This is a genomic window from Sphingobacterium sp. MYb388, from assembly GCF_037479535.1.
Lineage (GTDB): Bacteria > Bacteroidota > Bacteroidia > Sphingobacteriales > Sphingobacteriaceae > Sphingobacterium > Sphingobacterium anhuiense.
On record NZ_JBBGYV010000015.1, the window covers coordinates 16,623 to 35,632 of the forward strand.

The 19,010-nt window shown below is 33.1% G+C and carries 15 protein-coding genes; 3 read left to right on the forward strand and 12 right to left on the reverse strand.

Going from position 1 to position 19,010, the window contains the following annotated elements:
* Positions 1-11 precede the first annotated feature (11 nt).
* The 10 genes from WH188_RS25635 to WH188_RS25680 form a co-directional block, all read right to left on the reverse strand.
* Positions 12-1,085 (reverse strand): serine hydrolase domain-containing protein, encoded by a 1,074-nt coding sequence (locus tag WH188_RS25635; RefSeq protein ID WP_339424809.1) that lies wholly within the window; start codon positions 1,083-1,085, stop codon positions 12-14.
* 462 nt (positions 1,086-1,547) lie between these two features.
* Entirely contained in the window at positions 1,548-2,681 is a 1,134-nt protein-coding gene (locus WH188_RS25640; RefSeq protein ID WP_339424810.1) for a glycosyltransferase family 2 protein, read from the reverse strand.
* Positions 2,682-2,709: 28 nt separating this feature from the next.
* Entirely contained in the window at positions 2,710-3,435 is a 726-nt protein-coding gene (locus WH188_RS25645) for a hypothetical protein (RefSeq protein ID WP_339424811.1), read from the reverse strand.
* Between the two features lie 639 nt (positions 3,436-4,074).
* The gene (locus tag WH188_RS25650) at positions 4,075-5,043 is read right to left on the reverse strand and encodes a hypothetical protein (protein WP_339424812.1); all 969 of its coding nucleotides are present in this window, start codon (positions 5,041-5,043) and stop codon (positions 4,075-4,077) included.
* 236 nt (positions 5,044-5,279) lie between these two features.
* Entirely contained in the window at positions 5,280-8,048 is a 2,769-nt protein-coding gene (locus WH188_RS25655) for a hypothetical protein (protein WP_339424813.1), read from the reverse strand.
* 7 nt (positions 8,049-8,055) lie between these two features.
* Positions 8,056-9,315, reverse strand: coding sequence for a 6-bladed beta-propeller (locus WH188_RS25660; protein ID WP_339424814.1), 1,260 nt, complete (start codon positions 9,313-9,315; stop codon positions 8,056-8,058).
* A complete protein-coding gene (locus tag WH188_RS25665; RefSeq protein ID WP_339424815.1) occupies positions 9,312-9,827 on the reverse strand; it encodes a hypothetical protein in 516 nt (171 codons plus the stop codon). The genes WH188_RS25660 and WH188_RS25665 overlap by 4 nt, the downstream gene beginning before the upstream one ends.
* On the reverse strand, positions 9,808-11,028 hold the full coding sequence (locus tag WH188_RS25670) for a 6-bladed beta-propeller (RefSeq protein WP_339424816.1): 1,221 nt from the start codon (positions 11,026-11,028) through the stop codon (positions 9,808-9,810). Before WH188_RS25670 ends, WH188_RS25665 begins: the two co-directional genes overlap by 20 nt.
* 35 nt (positions 11,029-11,063) lie before the next feature.
* Positions 11,064-11,597: a hypothetical protein gene (locus tag WH188_RS25675; protein ID WP_339424817.1), complete on the reverse strand. Its 534-nt coding sequence runs from the start codon at positions 11,595-11,597 to the stop codon at positions 11,064-11,066.
* Between the two features lie 1,892 nt (positions 11,598-13,489).
* Entirely contained in the window at positions 13,490-13,939 is a 450-nt protein-coding gene (locus WH188_RS25680) for a nuclear transport factor 2 family protein (RefSeq protein WP_339424818.1), read from the reverse strand.
* A 509-nt stretch (positions 13,940-14,448) separates the two neighbouring features.
* Here WH188_RS25680 and WH188_RS25685 point away from each other — a divergent pair.
* The 3 genes from WH188_RS25685 (at position 14,449) to WH188_RS25695 (ending at position 17,475) form a co-directional block, all read left to right on the forward strand.
* On the forward strand, positions 14,449-15,543 hold the full coding sequence (locus WH188_RS25685) for a hypothetical protein (RefSeq protein ID WP_339424819.1): 1,095 nt from the start codon (positions 14,449-14,451) through the stop codon (positions 15,541-15,543).
* A gap of 28 nt (positions 15,544-15,571) precedes the next feature.
* Entirely contained in the window at positions 15,572-16,114 is a 543-nt protein-coding gene (locus WH188_RS25690; protein WP_339424820.1) for a hypothetical protein, read from the forward strand.
* Between the two features lie 404 nt (positions 16,115-16,518).
* Positions 16,519-17,475, forward strand: a complete 957-nt coding sequence (locus WH188_RS25695) for an alpha/beta fold hydrolase (protein WP_339424821.1) — start codon at positions 16,519-16,521, stop codon at positions 17,473-17,475.
* A gap of 122 nt (positions 17,476-17,597) precedes the next feature.
* Here the strand turns inward: WH188_RS25695 and WH188_RS26375 are convergent, their stop codons facing one another.
* Together WH188_RS26375 and WH188_RS25700 are read right to left on the reverse strand one after the other, a co-directional pair.
* Entirely contained in the window at positions 17,598-17,801 is a 204-nt protein-coding gene (locus tag WH188_RS26375) for a glycoside hydrolase family 97 C-terminal domain-containing protein (RefSeq protein WP_445265594.1), read from the reverse strand.
* Positions 17,802-17,983: 182 nt separating this feature from the next.
* On the reverse strand, positions 17,984-18,598 hold the full coding sequence (locus tag WH188_RS25700) for a Vat family streptogramin A O-acetyltransferase (protein WP_339424822.1): 615 nt from the start codon (positions 18,596-18,598) through the stop codon (positions 17,984-17,986).
* Between the last annotated feature and the right edge of the window lie 412 nt (positions 18,599-19,010).

The window sequence follows — 19,010 nt, forward strand, 5'->3', positions numbered from 1 at the left end:
GATATGATGGGTTACTTAGGGACATTCATCTCGATATTTAATGCCAGTTCACCAAGGTTAGCAACATTCGTATTGCTCAGAATAATAATCGTAGTTTTTTTATTCAAAAATTTCATCCATACTGCGTTAATACCCATTATTTGTCCATATCTCTCCATTCGTCTTTCATCCCCCAGACCTTTAACCCATACCCCATAACCATAATTATCAAGCCCGGGAGTAAGCATTGAATCAAGACTTCTTTTACTTATTAATTTTAGTCCATACAGAGCGTTAGAGAATTTCAGTAGATCTGAAGGTGAACAATACATGGCACCAGCGGCATACCAGTTTTCTATAAACATAGGTAAACTATTAATGAAAATAGCTGAATTTTTGTCCTTAAAATAAGTACTTGCTAGATTTTTTATTATATCTTTCTCATGCATTACGCCCGAATTGTGCATGTCCAAAGGTCTTAATATCTTTTCATACAGCACCTCTTCATAAGTTTTGCGATAGATCTTTTCAATGATTTTACCTAAAATAATGTAATCTGCATTATTGTAAGTGAACTTCGTGCCCGGTTTATTTGCAAGAGGTTTATCCCAAAAACTTTTTAAAATCTGATCTGAAGTATACGGAGTCTGAAATATACCCAGACCATATTTCATCGCTTTATCTACACTTGAAACTGTATCAATGAGTACAACTCCCGAATTATGGTTAAGCAGCTGATGTAAGGTAACTTTTAAACTTACTTTATCTGGATATTCAGGTAAATAAGTCTTAAAAGGTTTATTTAACTCCAGCTTTCCCTGCTCTACCAGTTGAAGGATCAGGACTGCTGTAAAAGCCTTTGTTATCGATGCAATATTGTAGATAGTTTCATTGTTTATTGGAACATCAAATCTTCGATCCGCTATACCAAAGCTCTCTTTGTAGATTATAGCAGAATCCTGTTGAACTAGTATAGTTCCGTCAAAGCCATTCTTCGTTACATAAGATTGAATAAAGGATTTCAGAGAGTCTTGTTGTGCTACTGAGTTGTAATGGAATATTATCGTTAAAATAAAAATGATCAAATATTTCATTTTGGTTTTCATGTATATTGGATATAAAGCATTCATTCTTGTTTCGAATTAATATTTCGCATGATAAATAACAATAGATTTGCCAAATACTCAATCAACTTTTAATGAATGTCTTACAAGGATTCGTGATGTCCGATATCGGACGATTAATGTTGGATAATGGACATTAGTGATATATATCTATCAATTAATTTGAAAGCTACTTTACTATATAAAAAGACATTTCTATTTACACATCTTACTACCTGACTTTTACTAAATATTTATGATGGTTCACAATCTCTTTTTCATATAATTTGTTGATTTCTCATTTAATTTGCAGCGGCCCCCATCTACTAACAAACCTCCAATCCAACTAATATTTATATTTGAAAAAAGAATCTTTAACATAAACTGGTCTACTACAAAAAGTCTATCATGCGGTTTATAAGACTAACTAAATACATTTTAATTTTATTCCTTCAAAAGGATTTATTAAGAAGATACATATCTATTATTTTTACATAAATAAAATAAAAAACAATTAAATATAACTTCCACTCCAAATAAAATAATTAATGCAGCAAATGGGAAGTCATGTATGCTATCATTTTTATATGGTAATATTTGATCAAATCTTTGAAATGCAAAAAGGCCCGCAACTAATATCATACCCCCTCCAATCAGAAGCCCCTTTTCCAAACGGAAGACCTTATTAAAGTTGGATATCCATTTATTGCTGATATTGTTAGATCTGGATGCTCCAAATTCATTTGCAAAAAAATAGAAAGCGATCAGTTGGAATCCGATTAATAAAGAACCATAGCTTGTAAAGCTTATATGTGATGGTGAAAACAGAGCATATACATCCGATCCATATATCGTAGCTATTATAGCTGACATAAATCCGAAACTCATCAATAGTCCTCCCGGATAAAGAAATAACCAACTTGGGCTTGATAGCAGAAGAAAGCGTAAGTGCCTCCATCCATCCGACCACGTTTTTAGATGTGGAGCTCTTGAGCGTCCGTCTGGATATAGTCTGACTGGTATTTCTGTTATCTTGAGGTTTTGTAAGGCACTTTTAACAACCATTTCAGAAGCAAAATCCATCCCTTTTCGGTTTAATTTAAGATCAATTATCGAACTTCTATTAACTCCGCGATATCCACAATGGAAATCTCTAACGTTAACATGATAGATTATTCGACCAAGTGAGCTTAGTACAGGATTTCCAAGATATCTGTGCAAAACTGGCATGGCACCAGGTGAAATACCTCCTTTAAATCGATTCCCAATTACCAGATCGTATCCTTTTCTTAGCTCTTTAACGAATGGCATAAATTCGGAAAAGTTATAACTATCGTCTGAATCAGCCATAATAACATATCTGCCTTTTGCCTCTTTAATTCCTAAAAGGAGTGCTGCTCCATAGCCTTTTTCAAGCACATGCACTACACGTACCCCAAGGGAGCGACAGATTTCAAGTGATTGATCAGTGCTTCCATTATCTGCGACGAGAACTTCAGCATCTAGATGTTCATTTTCAATAACCTTGAGTGCCTTAATTATACACTGCTCAATAGTCTCCTCCTCATTGAGGCAAGGCATTAAAATCGTAATTTCCATATTCAGATAAATTTTGGTTGGTTAAAAGTTAATTTATTAGTATTCTCTTGGCAATAAATTGATTTGAACAATGTAATAATAGTGGTAAAAAATAAATCCAAATTAATCTCGCTTGGTATCTAGGATATACACCAGATAATACGGAACAAATAATTGCATTAATAATCAAAGCTGCGAGAAATGTCAAAAGAATAATCCTCAATCTTGGATCTATACTTCGATACCACACGATGTAATAAAAGGTTGCAATTGCAAAAAAAACTTCTTGCATAAAATTTAAAAATCCTAGAGATAATAAATTTCTACTCTGTTTCGAATCTTTCAACCCTTTATACTCATGTGGGAAATAATGCTTTACAGCTTTACTGATACGATCTGCGGGAGGGGAAATGTCAATTGCATCAAAATTGCTATACTGTTTTCCTGTATAAATGACTCCCCTATACACAAACATCAATAGGTATTTCGGTTTGCTCAACATATCCTTAATAATCATTGTATATTCTGGCATGTTTTTTTCCCACCCTAATTTTTTTATAGGACTTTTTTCATCCCATAAAAAGTTATTTGGAAGTGAATCTTTACAGGAACAAATACTATAGTTTTTTGAACCACAATACTCATCTAAATACTCGTTGGTTATACCCATTTCAATTAGGTTACTAAAAAGAAATATCGGCCCTCCCCTAGAACTTTGGAAATTTCCGCTAACGAAGTAATGTCCTACACCAACTCCTACGTAACTGAAAAGCATTAAAAAAAATATCCTAGAAAACCGCTTGTAACTAACGAACTTTATGTAATAAAAGAAGCCCTTGGCATGCAGTATTTTAAAAGTTATTAGGCAAAACCAAATTGTCACACCGATAAAAATGTGGGAGTTATGAACCGCGATAGCATAAAAAACAAATATCAGAAGTAGGTAATGATCGAATTTTGATAAATTATCACAAAAAAGTAAAAGTGACAAAGAAATAACCAGAATAGCAGTAAAAATATCGGGCATCATCCAGCTTACTTCAAAAGAAACGGTCGTGAAAAAAGCTAGAAATACAACAACTATTAAATACGCCGAAATGTGAAAGTATGGGACAAAATATTTAAAAAATAAATAAATCAGATAGGCTACAATTAAAGATTGAGTGAAGACTACAAACCAAAGCGTAAAATTTAAACTTGTCACATATATAAAAAGACCGTAATACATGGGACGATCAGAGGCTACATAACGCTGAAATGCATTTTCAATATACATACCCGTGTCATTATTAAATGTTAATGGAAAGCCATTATAGATTGCCATCCAACTCAATATTATTGACGCAAAAAGAACTACAAATAATAATATCGGAAAGTGTTTATTTATAAGTCTACTATTTTTCATTATCAGGTATTAATTGGTGTAAAGAGAACATTTTCGAAACAGTATAAAAAACAGAGGAATAGGAATTAACCAAGAAATGCCTATGACAACGAATGAATTTGTATAATTCGCAGGCGTCAAAATGAGGTTCAAGAAAATAGCTAATAGGACAAAAGAAATTGTAACCTTTTCATATGAAAGTATTTTAAACCTTGGAAAGAGCAATATTGAATAAATCAGAAGGCATAAAATATTTACAATAGATTGACTACGCCCAAGATAATAAAGATTAAACCAACTTTGATATTGTCTAGAAAGCATAAATTCCCGCACTTCCCAATTATACCAAGCGCCTAACATATTAAAGGTTTTTGTATGATGACCTACATGATCAAATTGTGTTTCTTCAATACAAAACAATAAATAAGTTTTTCGGATGAGCTGGCTAAATGTTAAAGGGGAAAGTTGCAATAACCTTAAGGAAATTAAATAATTAAATAAGCAATAAAGTAAAATAAAAAGGGTTGCTACAATTGGAACACGGAAATATGATAAACTCGTACGCTTTAACAATCGTGCTATTAAAAAACAGTTCGCTAAGGCAAAAAATGAAAAATTATGAAGATCTATAAATATGCAAATTACAGATAGTAATAAATACATAATATAGCTTTTCTTTGTAAGATGTTCTTTAATTATTACATTAATACTTAAAATTACAAGGATAGCGGTAAATACTTCCTTACTTATGGAGCTTACAGAATAAGAACCTACAGTAAAAAACGTTGAGAACAAACAAAATGCGATAAAAACTGGAAGTCGATTGCCAGAATTGGTCTGAGAAGGTATACTAATGAAAGTAGAGTATAACGAAGCGCTTAAAAACAAGGCTTGAGCAAATACGACCAACCAAAGAGACCATAACCAGGAAGTGTGGATAATAAACGTCCCGTAAAAAGATTTATTAAAGCTTTGTAAAGCATTTATACCGCTCTCCATGTAATCACCTGTATGGATAGTCAAAATGGGATACTTATTATGGAAGCTATAGTAGCAGAAGAAAACTGCACAAATCAAAATTGTAAACTTATGTTTATTTCTGGTCATAAAATAGTGATTGATCATTCTTAATTAAATACTCAATATGTGTTTCACAGATGATAAATATTCGATTATTCAACATTATATATAAACCACTACGAAACGAATCTGGGATTTTGTTTTTCATAAATTTCTTATTTAGCAAAAATTCTGGGATAGTAAGAAAAACCTACCATAATATACTGTTGTAAAGCATTGGTGTATCCCGTAGTCACACCATAAGCGTCGCTGAAACTTACAACGCTCCTATTTTGTTTTAAAACATCGAATAATGATAATTTGAATTCACCTTGATTACTCTTGAACAGACGAAGGATAAAGGTGGAGTTCCATCTAACAAAATTATTGTCCCCCATTTGGAAATCGTTCGTATTGTATGAGAGATCATTCTGAAATGTCAGTCGTTTTAAAAAGTTAACGCTAAAATTTAAAGCGCTCCTTTGGGTACCTGATGTAAAGGTGTTAGAAGAAAATTTCGAACCATAATTTGTTAGACTATGCTCCAACTGGATCATCAGCCAATCTTTGTGGGTATAGAGTAGCGAAAGATCTCCTCCATAGATGGTGGAGGAAGAAAGCGCTTTTGTTTCATTGATAATCTTTGGCATTGTACTTAGCATGTAATTAGCTTTCAATTGGAGTTGAAATTGATGATCGAGATGTTTAAATGCTTTTCTACTATTTAAAGAAATAGATAGATTTTCACCCCCTTCATGGATATTTACTGTCTGATAAATACCCCTACCATTTGAATCAAAATTAATGCTGTCGTTAAATGCATTGGATATATAACTTTTCTTTGCTGAAATATAAAAGTTATCCACCAAATGTCGGTTATGTCTGCTCGAAAAGTCATATGAAATATTAAACTCTTTGGTATTACTGGGTGTCAGATGCGGGTTACCTAGACGCAAAGCATACAAATGAGCACTATCCAAAAGTGATGCCCGTTGATCAAAACTTGATAAATTAGTCCAACTATCGTACTTTAACGATACAATGGTTTCACTATTACCAAATTGGCGATCAATGTAGGTGATCTCAGCTTTTGGAATGAAATTGGCCTTTTTTAAGTTATAACGCTGCCTTTCTTTATCACTGCCGGTATCCTGTATTAATAATTGTCCCCTGATCTCCACTTGAGTAAGCAAAGTTTTATCGTAGCGATTTGGATATTCCTTGCGAAAATATCGTGATATAACAAGATTAGGACGATTATCATAACTACGGTCAATAAATTGATTCGTTAGATATATATTTGACTTGTATGCAGCTGTTTCTGTATCGTAATCTTTTACGACTACATTCCCCTCATCGATTTTTATAATGGAGTTAGTTCTCAGATTTATATTCCAATCCCGATACTTATCACTGTTCCCTAAAAATATATGCTTAACATCATAACTTAAATCCAACTTATGCTCCCGATTATCAAAATTGCTATCGTAATTTCGATTAAAATTCCATAATCCTTTGGATGAAGAATTGTCAAGTTTGTTATCACTTGTATATAATTTATCTTTTAAACTTTTATTGATAAACCCTTGATAACGGACACTGAAATTTGATTGATCAATATAAAATTTCACTTCCATTTTCTTTGAATCTTCGGACTCTTTAGCTACTTCTTTTTGTGAAGTCAGTTGAACATCCATATTCTCAGAGGTAGTGCGTTCTCCAAGATGACTTAAATGACTCTGATTGGTTGTCAATGACAAATCACCTTCTATAGTTCTAATTTCATTTCTAGATCGATATGTCAAGAGGCCATTCTTAATGGTTTCAGTCAGGTTGTCTTGATAGTTACTTGACTCAAGGAGACTTCTACTTTCCAGATTATATTCTCGGTTTGTCATATTAGAAACAACACCACTTCTATTCTTGCTGTAGAATTCTCCTCCGATGCGTTTATAATCACGATCCGACTTAAATAGGACATCGTTAGAAAACTTACCCCCAAACATCTTAGAGGTGTAAAGGCCACTGATATCAAAATTCGGCTGATATTCATTAACGGCACTTACGCCTTTAAATGAGGTGTTTTTAATCAGGCTGGCCATATCATGAGCCGATTGATTGGTGTTATTAATAGCTCCACCTAAGCTTATCTGTGTTTTTTGATTAAAACCACTCACCACACCATCAGCTATAAATCTTTTATTACTTCCTGCACCACCACCCAGTTTCCCAAAAACACCATAGTTCTTACCTTTCTTAAGCTTGATATTCATATGGAGCAACGAATCCTGTACACTAGATTTCGAACTTTTATCGTTGTACACCTGGATTTTATCTACTATATTTTTTGGTAAATTTTGAACTGCTGTCTTTGTATCGCCTCCAAAAAATACTTTACCATCAACCAATAGCCTTGTAATCTCTCGACCATTAACTGTAATTTTACCATCTCCCCAAATTGTAACTCCCGGTAATTTCCGTAATAGATCGTCAACAACTGCATTGGGATCCAGCCGAAAAGCATCTGCATTAAATTCTAGAGTATCACCATTGAGCCTGACCGGAGGAATAAATACTTCCACTTCATCCATCTGAATGGTTTTGGGCGACATTTTGATCGTAGGAATTTCGTTTTCGCTCAAAAGTCCACTTCGATCTATGTTTAAGGTTTTAGTTATAAAACCCACATGACTCAACATCAGATAGGAATTGGAGGCGTCTTTAACGTGATTAAATAGGTACCTACCACCATTGTTGGTTAGTTGATAACTTATTAAAGATGAATCCACTCTTAAATACATCGCAACAGAAACGGAGGAAATTGGTGCCCCTGTTTCGGCATTGACCACCTTACCTTGATAATTTATCACATTAAGCTCTTGGCCTAAAGAATCAAAAGTTAGCAACATAAAGAATATAAGAATTGTTATAACGATACTTCTCATAAAAACTCTAAAAATTTTCTTTAGGTTTAATACGAACAATGACATGGTTATCTGTCCGCTTGTTTCTATCACGCAAATTCAGTAATGACTTTGGATACGAAATATTCTTATTTTTTAAATCTCGCATTTCGTTTATGATATAGATCGCAGGTATGGCTGTATATACACTATGTCCGTCGGAAGTATAAAAATTTCTATTTAAAAAAAGAACTGATTCTTTTCCATTATCCGTGAGCGGTAGATGATAAGTCAATGAATCGCCCATCATGCTTCCGAAACCTATTAAAGTTCCAGTCTTAAGATTGTACATAAATGCATCTGCTGATAACCACTGAGCACCAGTCGATAACAAACGAAAGAAAAGAACATTATTCAAACGAAACGGTGATGATATCTGTTGAACAGCTGCCGGGTAGTCTAAAAAATATTGGCGTTTATTCCGAACCTCATATGTCGAATGATCAGACAATAGCGATTCCGGAAATGTTCGATCAAATGGCAAGATTACTTCAAATTCTTTATAAAAGATTGTATCTTTCAGTACATATATTCCGTAGTCAAAAGGGCGAACAAATCGATATACATATTTAGAGCCACTTTCAAAAACCTTGCGACTGTCTTTAAACGAAATCCAATCATAGGCATGAATGGGACTAAACTTCTGGTTATATGGCAAATATTCTTTTAAAATATGGGTACCCTGAAATAATTTCACTTCATGATTTACAGTATCTGGGAATGCTACATGGCTAACATTATATTGTACTGATGCATAATTGTTTCCTCCTAAATAAACATTAAAATTTCTATTCCCGCTATCTATTACTGATATAGCCTTTCCTTCGATAGTATAATAATTTCGAATACCATCCTTAAAAAGACACAATGCACCCTGCTCATCGTCCCAAAAAACTTGAGGATCGCGCATTGATCCTTCGATCTTTACTTTACCAACGAAAGATCCATCTAGCAAGAAAATGAATACACATTTTTTAATCCAATAATCAGTTATAATAATATACCGGTCAGTGACTTCCATTTTATCTATTCCACCAATCGTTGATTCCTGCGTGGTTTCTAAAGGAATATATTCAACTTCGTCTAAATATTGCGCTGCCTTTATCCCTTCAGACAATGCACTGCTTGGATCTATTCTTAGCGTTTTAAGCTCCTGCGCTGAAAGTTCCAATGCAAAAATTGCGATCCATGAATAGACTACTGTGAAACGTAGTTGAAAAAATAGTTTGTTCAAAGCTTTAATTTTCATTTAACAATTTCATTTAAAAGGGCTAGATATTCTTCGGTTTTTTTGAGTCGATCATGATCGATAGAGAAAGGATACAAATAGTTATCACCTATCACCAAAAAAACTAATGAGTTACTTGTTTTAAATATTGGACTATTATTTATGGATCGCACACGACTTCCTTTCATATCATTATATAGATAATCAGGTGTAGCTTCATCAACGAAATACAAAACATGCTCAGATGAAACAATTGATTTAAAATACTCAAAATCAGAAATACTGCAATTTTTACAGTTAGAATTCCCTAAGTAAAGTCCAATATATACAGAATCTTTTTTGGAGATGTGTGGTTTCATTACTTGTTGAAAAATGATATTGTCGTACAGCATAGACATAGAGTCTGCAAGAAGCATCTTTTCCTCTGAATTTGAACGATGAAGACCGTAACTGTAGCCGAATATAGATGCAATGATTACAGAAACTAAAAGAATAACTAGCTTACTTCGGCTACTACATAAGATCTTTTTCATTTACAGATAAAATAAGTGGATGTGATTCCTGAGATATGTTCAAATTAAATTCAGCATTAAGAGAATCAATATTGACTTTAGAAAGTAGACGAGGGATGATTTCAAAATATACTTTATCATCATATATAGTTAAGACCCTGTTGATATGTAATGGAATTTGCTCTAATTGCGAAGGAATATGTTTTAAATTTCCATTTTTACGGAAGTAAAGCACGCTGTTGGATCCTAGATTTCTGCTTGGCTTAAGTGGGCCATACTCCATATATACAATTTCATTGCCAATACTTAACTTAGCTGTAATTCCATAATAGGGATCTTCATCTTTAAAATACAGAAGATCGTAAGCCTTCCTATTATTAAATACCGAGGCCTTTTCGTAAGGAAACTGATACTTTCCAAAATCGATATTATATACAGGGTAAATACGACTTTTATCAATGCAATATATTGTATCATTATAGCCGTAATGAAAATAGCTGAGATCTGTTTTTACTTGGAGAAAATTATCGTTATTATTCATTCTATCATAAAAATTTCCAGAGTTGATGTATCCTGCAAGAATTCTACTCAGGTCGTCGGAAATAAAAATCAAATTTGAATTGTTCTTTTTATTTCTATTTAAGTATGGATTTTCAATGTTGCTTTCAAATGCACCATAGACTAGATATCCATTGGACCTTTTTGTAAATGTCAGAAAATCAAATGCTGAAAATTTCTCATCAACGAACTTTCCTTCAGTCGTGTAAGTCAACATTTTTCTTTCGGGTAAGGAAAATACATAAATTAGATCGGTATTCATATCGTACTCTACATCAGTAACTGTAGTGTATTGACCTAATGCGCTCCCTCTTTCACCAATTTTTGTGTATAATTTTCCACTATCATCAGAGACATAGATCTTATTATTAGTTTTATCGACGATTAAAAACCTCGATTTATCAATCGGTTGAAATTTTGAAATCGAAGAGAACATCAATGATGTATCGCAATTCAATTTCATAAAATCTATCTCAGAACCGTTATTAATTTTTGAAGTGGCGTAAACTTTAATAGGATCAATAGCAATACTTTTTGCAGCGTCCGAGCGGTCAAAGCTTATTTTTTCGGAATGACCATTATCACATGACAGGCAAAAAAATGATAAAAATACTATGCTTAATGAACAAAAATGTCTGATGAATAAATACGAAAAGATATACATAAATAGTTAATAAATTGTAATATTTAAATTAAGATTTAAGATCCTGATCCTACGATGTAACTCCCAATTGGTTTATAATCACAGCGACCTGTTCCACCTGCTTCGCAAGCTTTCAATCCGGTAACTGCTGAAGTGATAGTAATAGTCCTTGTTAATTTTGTACCGTTTCGCACCGGTGCAGACACACTAGCTCCTTGACCAAATAATTTTAGATCAAACTTCCAAGATGCTCCACCGTCCGTTGATTCATCATAATAGACAGTTCCTGCGGTTATAGTAAGAGCCACGTCGTAATAGTTTTGTCCAGTACCCCATGGATTGGATGAGCCCCAAGACGCTGGCACACTAGTTCCAGTGCTTGGATTTGTACTTGACGAGGTTTCTGAAGAAGTTGATGAGTTTGAAGAGCTGGACGAACTTGACGAGCTAGACGAAGTTTGAGCATATGCCCCCAACGTTTGAAATTTTAGCGATGGTTTTTTGTTTCCATCTACTACAACAGTCAAATTCGTGAGTACAAGTACACCAGCGAAGACTGCAAGACAATTGTTAATTAATTTTTTATTCATATTTGACTAGTTTATAATATAAGATTAACAATTAATGCAATCCTTTCGTAACTTGGTTAGTTTGCTCTAATAAAAAAATACAATGAAGAATTGAAAGTCATCATATGTTTTTTCAGAAGGCTCAGAACAATTTTACATAGGCCAAGATAGTGTATATACACACATAAAGAGAGGGGGAGAATGGTCAAATATAGGGGGTGAAATCGCTTAAAAACTTAAAAAATCAACATTTAACAATATTACCAGTAATAATCAGAAAGTGAATTACTTTATAAATGAAAAATTCTTTTAGAAAACAAAAGAGAAAGATTGAACAAAAAAAACTTGTAAAAAAATGACGTCATCGCATTAAAACCAAAATATTTAACCATTATACTTAGAAAACAAAAAGATAAAAGAATATTAATTGAGACGGATACACAATAACGAAATAATTGTACGCGATATGTCAAATTTGAATTCTTAAAAACGTAACGTTTTGTTAGCAAAAAACCTAGAGGTACAGTTATAATACAAGTAAGAATATAGGAACAAATGTAAGGCTCAAAATTATTAAAGGTGATATAATGATGGTCAAAAAAAACATATAAAAGATTAAAAACAATCTGACCTACTAAAAAACATAATACACAGATAACTAAGAAACAGTAAACATCATAAGGCATGATGCGCTTTATAATTGGGTAAAATTTATCAATCAATACTATTTTTGACTCTTTTTCCACGGTACTAAAATAAGTATGTAATAATATGAATATAACAAAAAAAGTTATTTGATACCACAACTATATACTTTCAAATTCCCAGGTGATTTAACCTAAATTAAGGGTAGGAATTTTACAGAATATACTTCCCGAGTGATTATGTCAACATAAAATAACTAAAGGCTTAAAATAAGTATAATCTTCCGACCTCAAACAAACTATTGTTACAACGTTTTTCGGCATGATTATCACACCTTTTATATTAATGCAAAATCGATTATATTTATCGTTGACAAAAGCCCTTTAAAAATTAATTTCAGTTTTTTTTAGCTGAAGTTTGTTAAGATTTTAATGAACAACTATGAGATTGTATTTTTTCTTTATTTTTATAATAGTTACAATGTCTTGCTCGGAGAATTTTGAGCAGTCTTTTAAAAATTTTGCTGAATATAATAGGGCAACTCTAAGACAAAAGACTTGGTTTCCGGATATTATAAGTGCAGATTGCTATGATATGAAAGAAATACACAATCTAAACAACAACAATTGTTACGGGAAATTTTCGTACCATCAGGATTCGATAGAAATGAAAATTTTGGTTACAAAGAAATTTTCGAAAAGTACATTTGAGCTATATACCGCTTTTGTTGCAAAACTATCCTACCCTGAAAAACCAAGTTGGTTTCTGAATAATAATTCCGTTAATATGGACGTATATGAATCAAAAAATATTTTCATTGTTAATAACAGAGAAACGAAAACAGTATACTTTACTTATTCCACTGAATTTTAATAATTTGACAAGACATACATCAAAGATTTGTGCAAGAAAATTGAAATAGAGACCTCTCTCATTGGAAGTAAAGAGGCATTTTGGCTACTTCAGTAACACTTTTCATGCATCCATTACCCTACCGTTATCTAACAAATCCTTTGCTTTTAAATGCAACAGCATCGTGCGGTTTTGGCTAGCAGTATTAAACAAGTCTTTTACTTCATCAGCTTTACTAAAGGATTCAACAAGAAAAGCCTGAGGAAACTACCCAATCCATTTTAAAATGGTTAGAAAAACAAAATTCTTAACAAATAGGTAGAAACATATTGTACTCAATGCCGAGCTGAGTATTATAAAAAGAAAAGCCACATCTCACGATGTGGCCTTTGCTAAACATATGAATTTAACTTAACTTACTTATACGTGTTGATGGATTGGGATACTTTCCAGTTGCCTCCATCACTGACCAAGGTGATTAAATCGGTCTTGGTAAACCCTTCAAATTGTTGGGTTACTTTTGCTACCATGAAGTCACTGGACTGCTCAACAATTGTTGTGCTTGTTTTACAATTTAACTGCTCGCCTTTTTGCTTTTTCAAGAAGGAAATTACTTCTGAACGGCTATTGATCTTAGCTTCTGCTGCATGTACTTTCTGATTAAAATCTGCTGTAAACAATTGCTCTACTCCTGCCGACTGTCCCTCTGTCATAACTGCTAAGTAATGATCAATTGCTAAGTCTGCTGTGGATAGATTGACCACTGCTTTTTTGGAGTTGTCTCCTACTGGTTTGCCTGCTACCATCGTGAATGTTGATACTGCGATCAAGGCTGCTGCTGCGAATGTTTTTGCTATAGTTTTCATAATGTCTTTATGTTATATTGTTCTTAAGTTGCATCAGCCCCACATCCACCAACTCAAACCCTGATGCCTGCTTTGCAGTTGTTTCTAGTTGTTCTTAATTGTTGATTCAAAAGTAGGGTGTAAATCGTTCCTACCCTATGGCAATTAGACTAAACCAACTAAAAACTCGGTGAATGGTGGAAATGGCTAGGTGAAGTGGCTGAACCTAAACTGGGGTTTTTCGCTATTGTCTATTTTTCAATAACAAAGACACAGCCGGCTCCTGCTAACAGTAAAAATATCTCCCAAATATTATTATTATTATTATTCCTTTGCTATTTAAAATAAGTTGTATGACGATTCATATCTAAATCGACAACATAATCGGGACATAATTCATTAAAAAATAAGTGGTTGTTTTCTTAAAAATATTTATCTTTAATCGCCATACGAAGTTCAAAAAAGAAAACAGCAAAAAACTTCCTTATATTATTAAACAACTTAAGTATTCCTAAAAAGGAAACAAAATAATGACGCCAGAACTTAAAGAATTAGAAAGACAGATAATCAAAAAACATAAGTTTGGATTTACACCCAAATATGAATCAGGTTTTCAAACATGTCTTTCGGAAAAAGCATTTTTTGCTATTACGAATCAAGTCTTCGAAAAACTTGAATGGGATATCATTTACATTGATGAACATGCTGTCGAAGCCAAACGAAAAGTAAAAAGTTTAGGAATAACACAATACACAGAATCTATAATTATCTCCTATAACTATGGGAGTATAACGATCAAAAGCGAATCCCTAGGAAGCGAAATGTGGGATAATGGCCGAAATTCAAAAAGAGTGCATTTATTTATGCTCGTATTTCAAGATATTGAAAAAAATTATAATCGAGAAGATTTAAAACAATTAGAAAAAGAACAAGAATCTATAGAAAATTGGGACAACTACATTATCCCAAAAGAACTACCTAAGCCTAAGAATGTAAAAAAGCCAACTATTATATTTGTATTTGTAATCGGTATTTTAATTTCTATCATTTTGGCCTTCCTATTGGCTAAGATTTCAATAACAGGTAGATACATAATTTTTTTATTTGAATTCTTAGTTGGTCTTGCTTTAGCATTTTCAATAAAACAAGGTATTAAACTTGGAAATTACACGAATTTAACTAAGTTAAAATATATACTTATTTTGTGCACATTGATTATTTTTTTAGGTACTCAAATTTTTGAGTATTATATCATTCTAATCGAGAACAATTTTGAAAAAATAGGTTTTTTTGAATTTATGAAAATAAGACTTCAACAAGGACTAACCATAAAAGACTTAAATATTGGAAGCTTCGGACTTATCATAAGTTGGATAATTCAACTATTTTTAACGTTCATATTTGGATTCTTATTTTTGACAAGATTCTTAATCAATTATCTCATTAAGCGAGTACCACAAGAAGTAACAGAATTTGCATATTATCTCATTATCAAAGGAAAAGATGAACATGAAGTGAGAAAAGAATTAACATATTTAGGATGGTCAGATGAAATAAGTCAAAATGAAGTTTTTGAGGCAATTGATGGAATCCAAGGTAACAACGAATTGAATAGAACAAGGTAAAAGTAATAGCAATAGTTAAATAATGAGTGTGAAAAGAAAAGTTTTAGAAGCTAAAACTGACCAAGAATTAGAATATTATCTTCAAGAGGACAATAAATTTGTACCTCAAGCAAGTCAATTTGCATACGAAATTCTGAAATCACGTGGTCGGATTTTTACTCCTGAAGATACGGAAAGAATTACATTGATGATTGAAAAGAAGTCTGAAGAAGATAAAATTATCATTCATGAAAATCACAAAAAAGCGGCAAACTTAATTTACATATCAGCGACACTAGGGATTGTAAATATGATATTATTTCCTGACTTACCTTTTTCATTCTTCTCCATTTTTGTTGCAATTATTATTTTGGGGTTCATGTTTGGAATTGGTTATATGATTAGCAAAGGAAGTAATGGTGCAAAATATATTTTATTAGTATGTATGATTTTTGGAATTATATATATACCCTTCATCCTTTTAACTATAACACGAACTCCAGTTGTAGGAATTATTAATATAATACAGACAGTATTACAGGTTTGGGCAATAGTTCTATTATATCAAATACCAAAATATAAATTGGAGTAAAGTGGCGATTTTGCCTTTATTGTCATCCGTTCCAACATTAATAAACCAATATCAATATATTCTTGAATAACATGAGTACAGTAAAAATAGAAAGGTCTCCTGCACCAATGTGGGACCTTATATGAATGAGGTGGCTATATTGATTCCACCCCAGTTTTGTTGTTGACATTTGACTGATGATTTGCGGATAGAAATATCGAGAAAAAAAAATTAAAAACTTCTGTCGCTATTGCAGTCAAAATCCACAAATATATGTCTGCATGTGTCTATAAAGGCAATCTGACAATCGAATCTGATGGCTTCGATAAACATCAGATTCCTATTATCATGCTTAGCTAGACAGAATATCTACGCAATTAAATATTGAAGCTGTAATCCTGTAAAATCATAACGAAATTAAAAAAATGGATAAAAATCGTCCTTCGCTCATCAAGAGAATATCAAAAATATTCTTGAAATCAATCATCGGAATTGTAGTGACAATCGCTATCCTACTCTTTGCGACATTCGTGAATCATCAAATCAATTTAAGCAGCGAAGCGGATAAAATTGAAGACTATGGTCAAAAAATAAAAATTTTTGACGGTACAATTAATACGACAATAGATGGACACGGTGCAGACACGATTGTATTACTCACCGGATTTGGAACGGCAAGTCCAAAATTGGATTTTGAACCATTAATCAGAGAATTAGACAAAAAATATACAGTGATCACGATTGAACCTTTTGGTTATGGATTAAGCAGTGAAACAAATCGTGAACGCAATTTGAATAATATGGCGGAAGAAATCCACGAAGTGGTGAAGCATTTAAATCTAAATCGTTTTATACTAATGGGGCATTCCATTGCTGGGCTTTACAGCTTAGCATACATCAATAAATATCCAGGTAAAGCAACCGCTTTTGTAGGTATTGATACGAGCGTGCCAACACAACCTTGGCCGGGTTATAATTCGGCACCTTTGGATTTTTTAGCTAAAGCAGGTGTAATGCGTGCATTTTTTAAGTTTTTCGGTGACGAAAAACCTAAAGATAAATCAGAAGCACATCGTTTTGAACAAAAGCACATGATTACGATGAAAGTGACCGGAAACAATACTTTGAGCAGAGAAGCAACATCATTGAGTAATAGTTTTAAAGATGCTCAAAGGCTAGCTTTCCCGAAGGATTTGCCGGTTTTATTATTTGCAGACGAAAACTCGGCTGTCAAAGGCTGGACAGAACTGCATCAAGAGCAAGCCAACAGCGTGGATAAGGGAAAACTAATCTTATTGCCCGGTTCTCATTATCTACATCATACTCAATCGAAACGAATTGTAACAGAGCTTGAGTCGTTTTTAGGAAAACAAAATAATTGATCAAAATATATTATTATCCGTAATCGGAATAGTTTCTTTCTTATGAAAGTTATTAAGATGGGTTAGCCAATTCCTTTTATGCAAAAAAAGCGACCGTTATATAACGGTCGCTTTCTTTAAATTTATTGACGTATAAAACGGGCGACTAAACCGCTACCTGATATAAAATTTTGTTTAATAATACTTTTCGGTGTAACCAATGATGTTTTGATTATGATTTTCTTGGCATCATCTGGATTATCCTGAATGAGTTCCATTTTGTATTTGCCTTTGGGTAAAAAGTCTAGTGAAAAAGTTCCTGATCGGACTCCTTCGCCATTCAGCACGCTGAGGTATCAGAGATCATCTTTCCTTTTTGCAAATGCAGCTAATCCTCCAATAGTACTCTGCGGCAAAACAATTGTTTTGTCCCACTCCACCGGAACGGTTTCAATAAAACTCCGCGCTGGGGAAGATTGCAGATCTTCAATATCTGCTGCAAACATCAAAAATGGTGGCTACTTTCTTTTTACTCTTCTACCCTTTTTGTAAGGTACTCCAGATTTTCGGTTATCCTGTCCAAGTCCCAATCCCACCATTTCAATTCTAAAAGTTCCTGTATCTTCTCCTGCGAGAATCTCATTTTTATTAGTTTTATAGGATTGCCCCCAACAATCGAATAGGGCTCTACATCGCGTGTAACGGTAGCATTTGCGGCTATTATAGCACCGTCACCTATCTTTATTCCCGGTAAAACTGTTACATTGGTTCCGATCCAAACATCATTTCCGATCACGGTATCACCCTTATATGGAAGCTCTGTTAATTTTGGCTCCACTTTCTGCCACGCACCTCCAAATATATTAAAGGGGTAAGCTGTAATACCATCCATTTTATGATTTGCTCCATTCATTATAAACTGAACACCGGAAGCTATCATACAGAACTTCCCAATGATCAATCGATCTCCCAAAAAATCAAAGTGATATTTGACATTCTTCTCAAAATTGCCCACATCTTCAAAATCGTCATAATAGGTATAATCTCCCACAATGATGTTAGGGTTGTTAATCAGGTTTTTCAGAAAACAAAGTCTGTTATAATTTTTAATAGGATATCTATTATTCTTATCTGGTATTTTCATATTTATACAATGACTTCTCAAGTGTGTAAGCTGTTTGTCATCCAATTAATATTACCATTGCAATTTTAGTGCAAAGACGACTTATAAATTGAATGACAGAGCTTATAAAGATAAAAATATTCTTCGGATGCCTCTATCCATTTGTTTGCAAATGGGAATAGATTATTACAATGCTATACCTCCTATGGTACAATCCCACATAACTTTATAGTTAAGGAATGCATAATAAAGAAATAAGCTTTTAGAGACTACAGAAGTATGGTTGCGGCCAAGAAACAGCAATTTTATCATTGTAATAGTTACTTAACTTACTTATACGAGTTAATGGATTGGGATACTTTCTAGTTGCCACTGACATTAACCAAGGTTATCAAATCGGTCATGGTAAACCCTTCAAATTGTTGCGTTACTT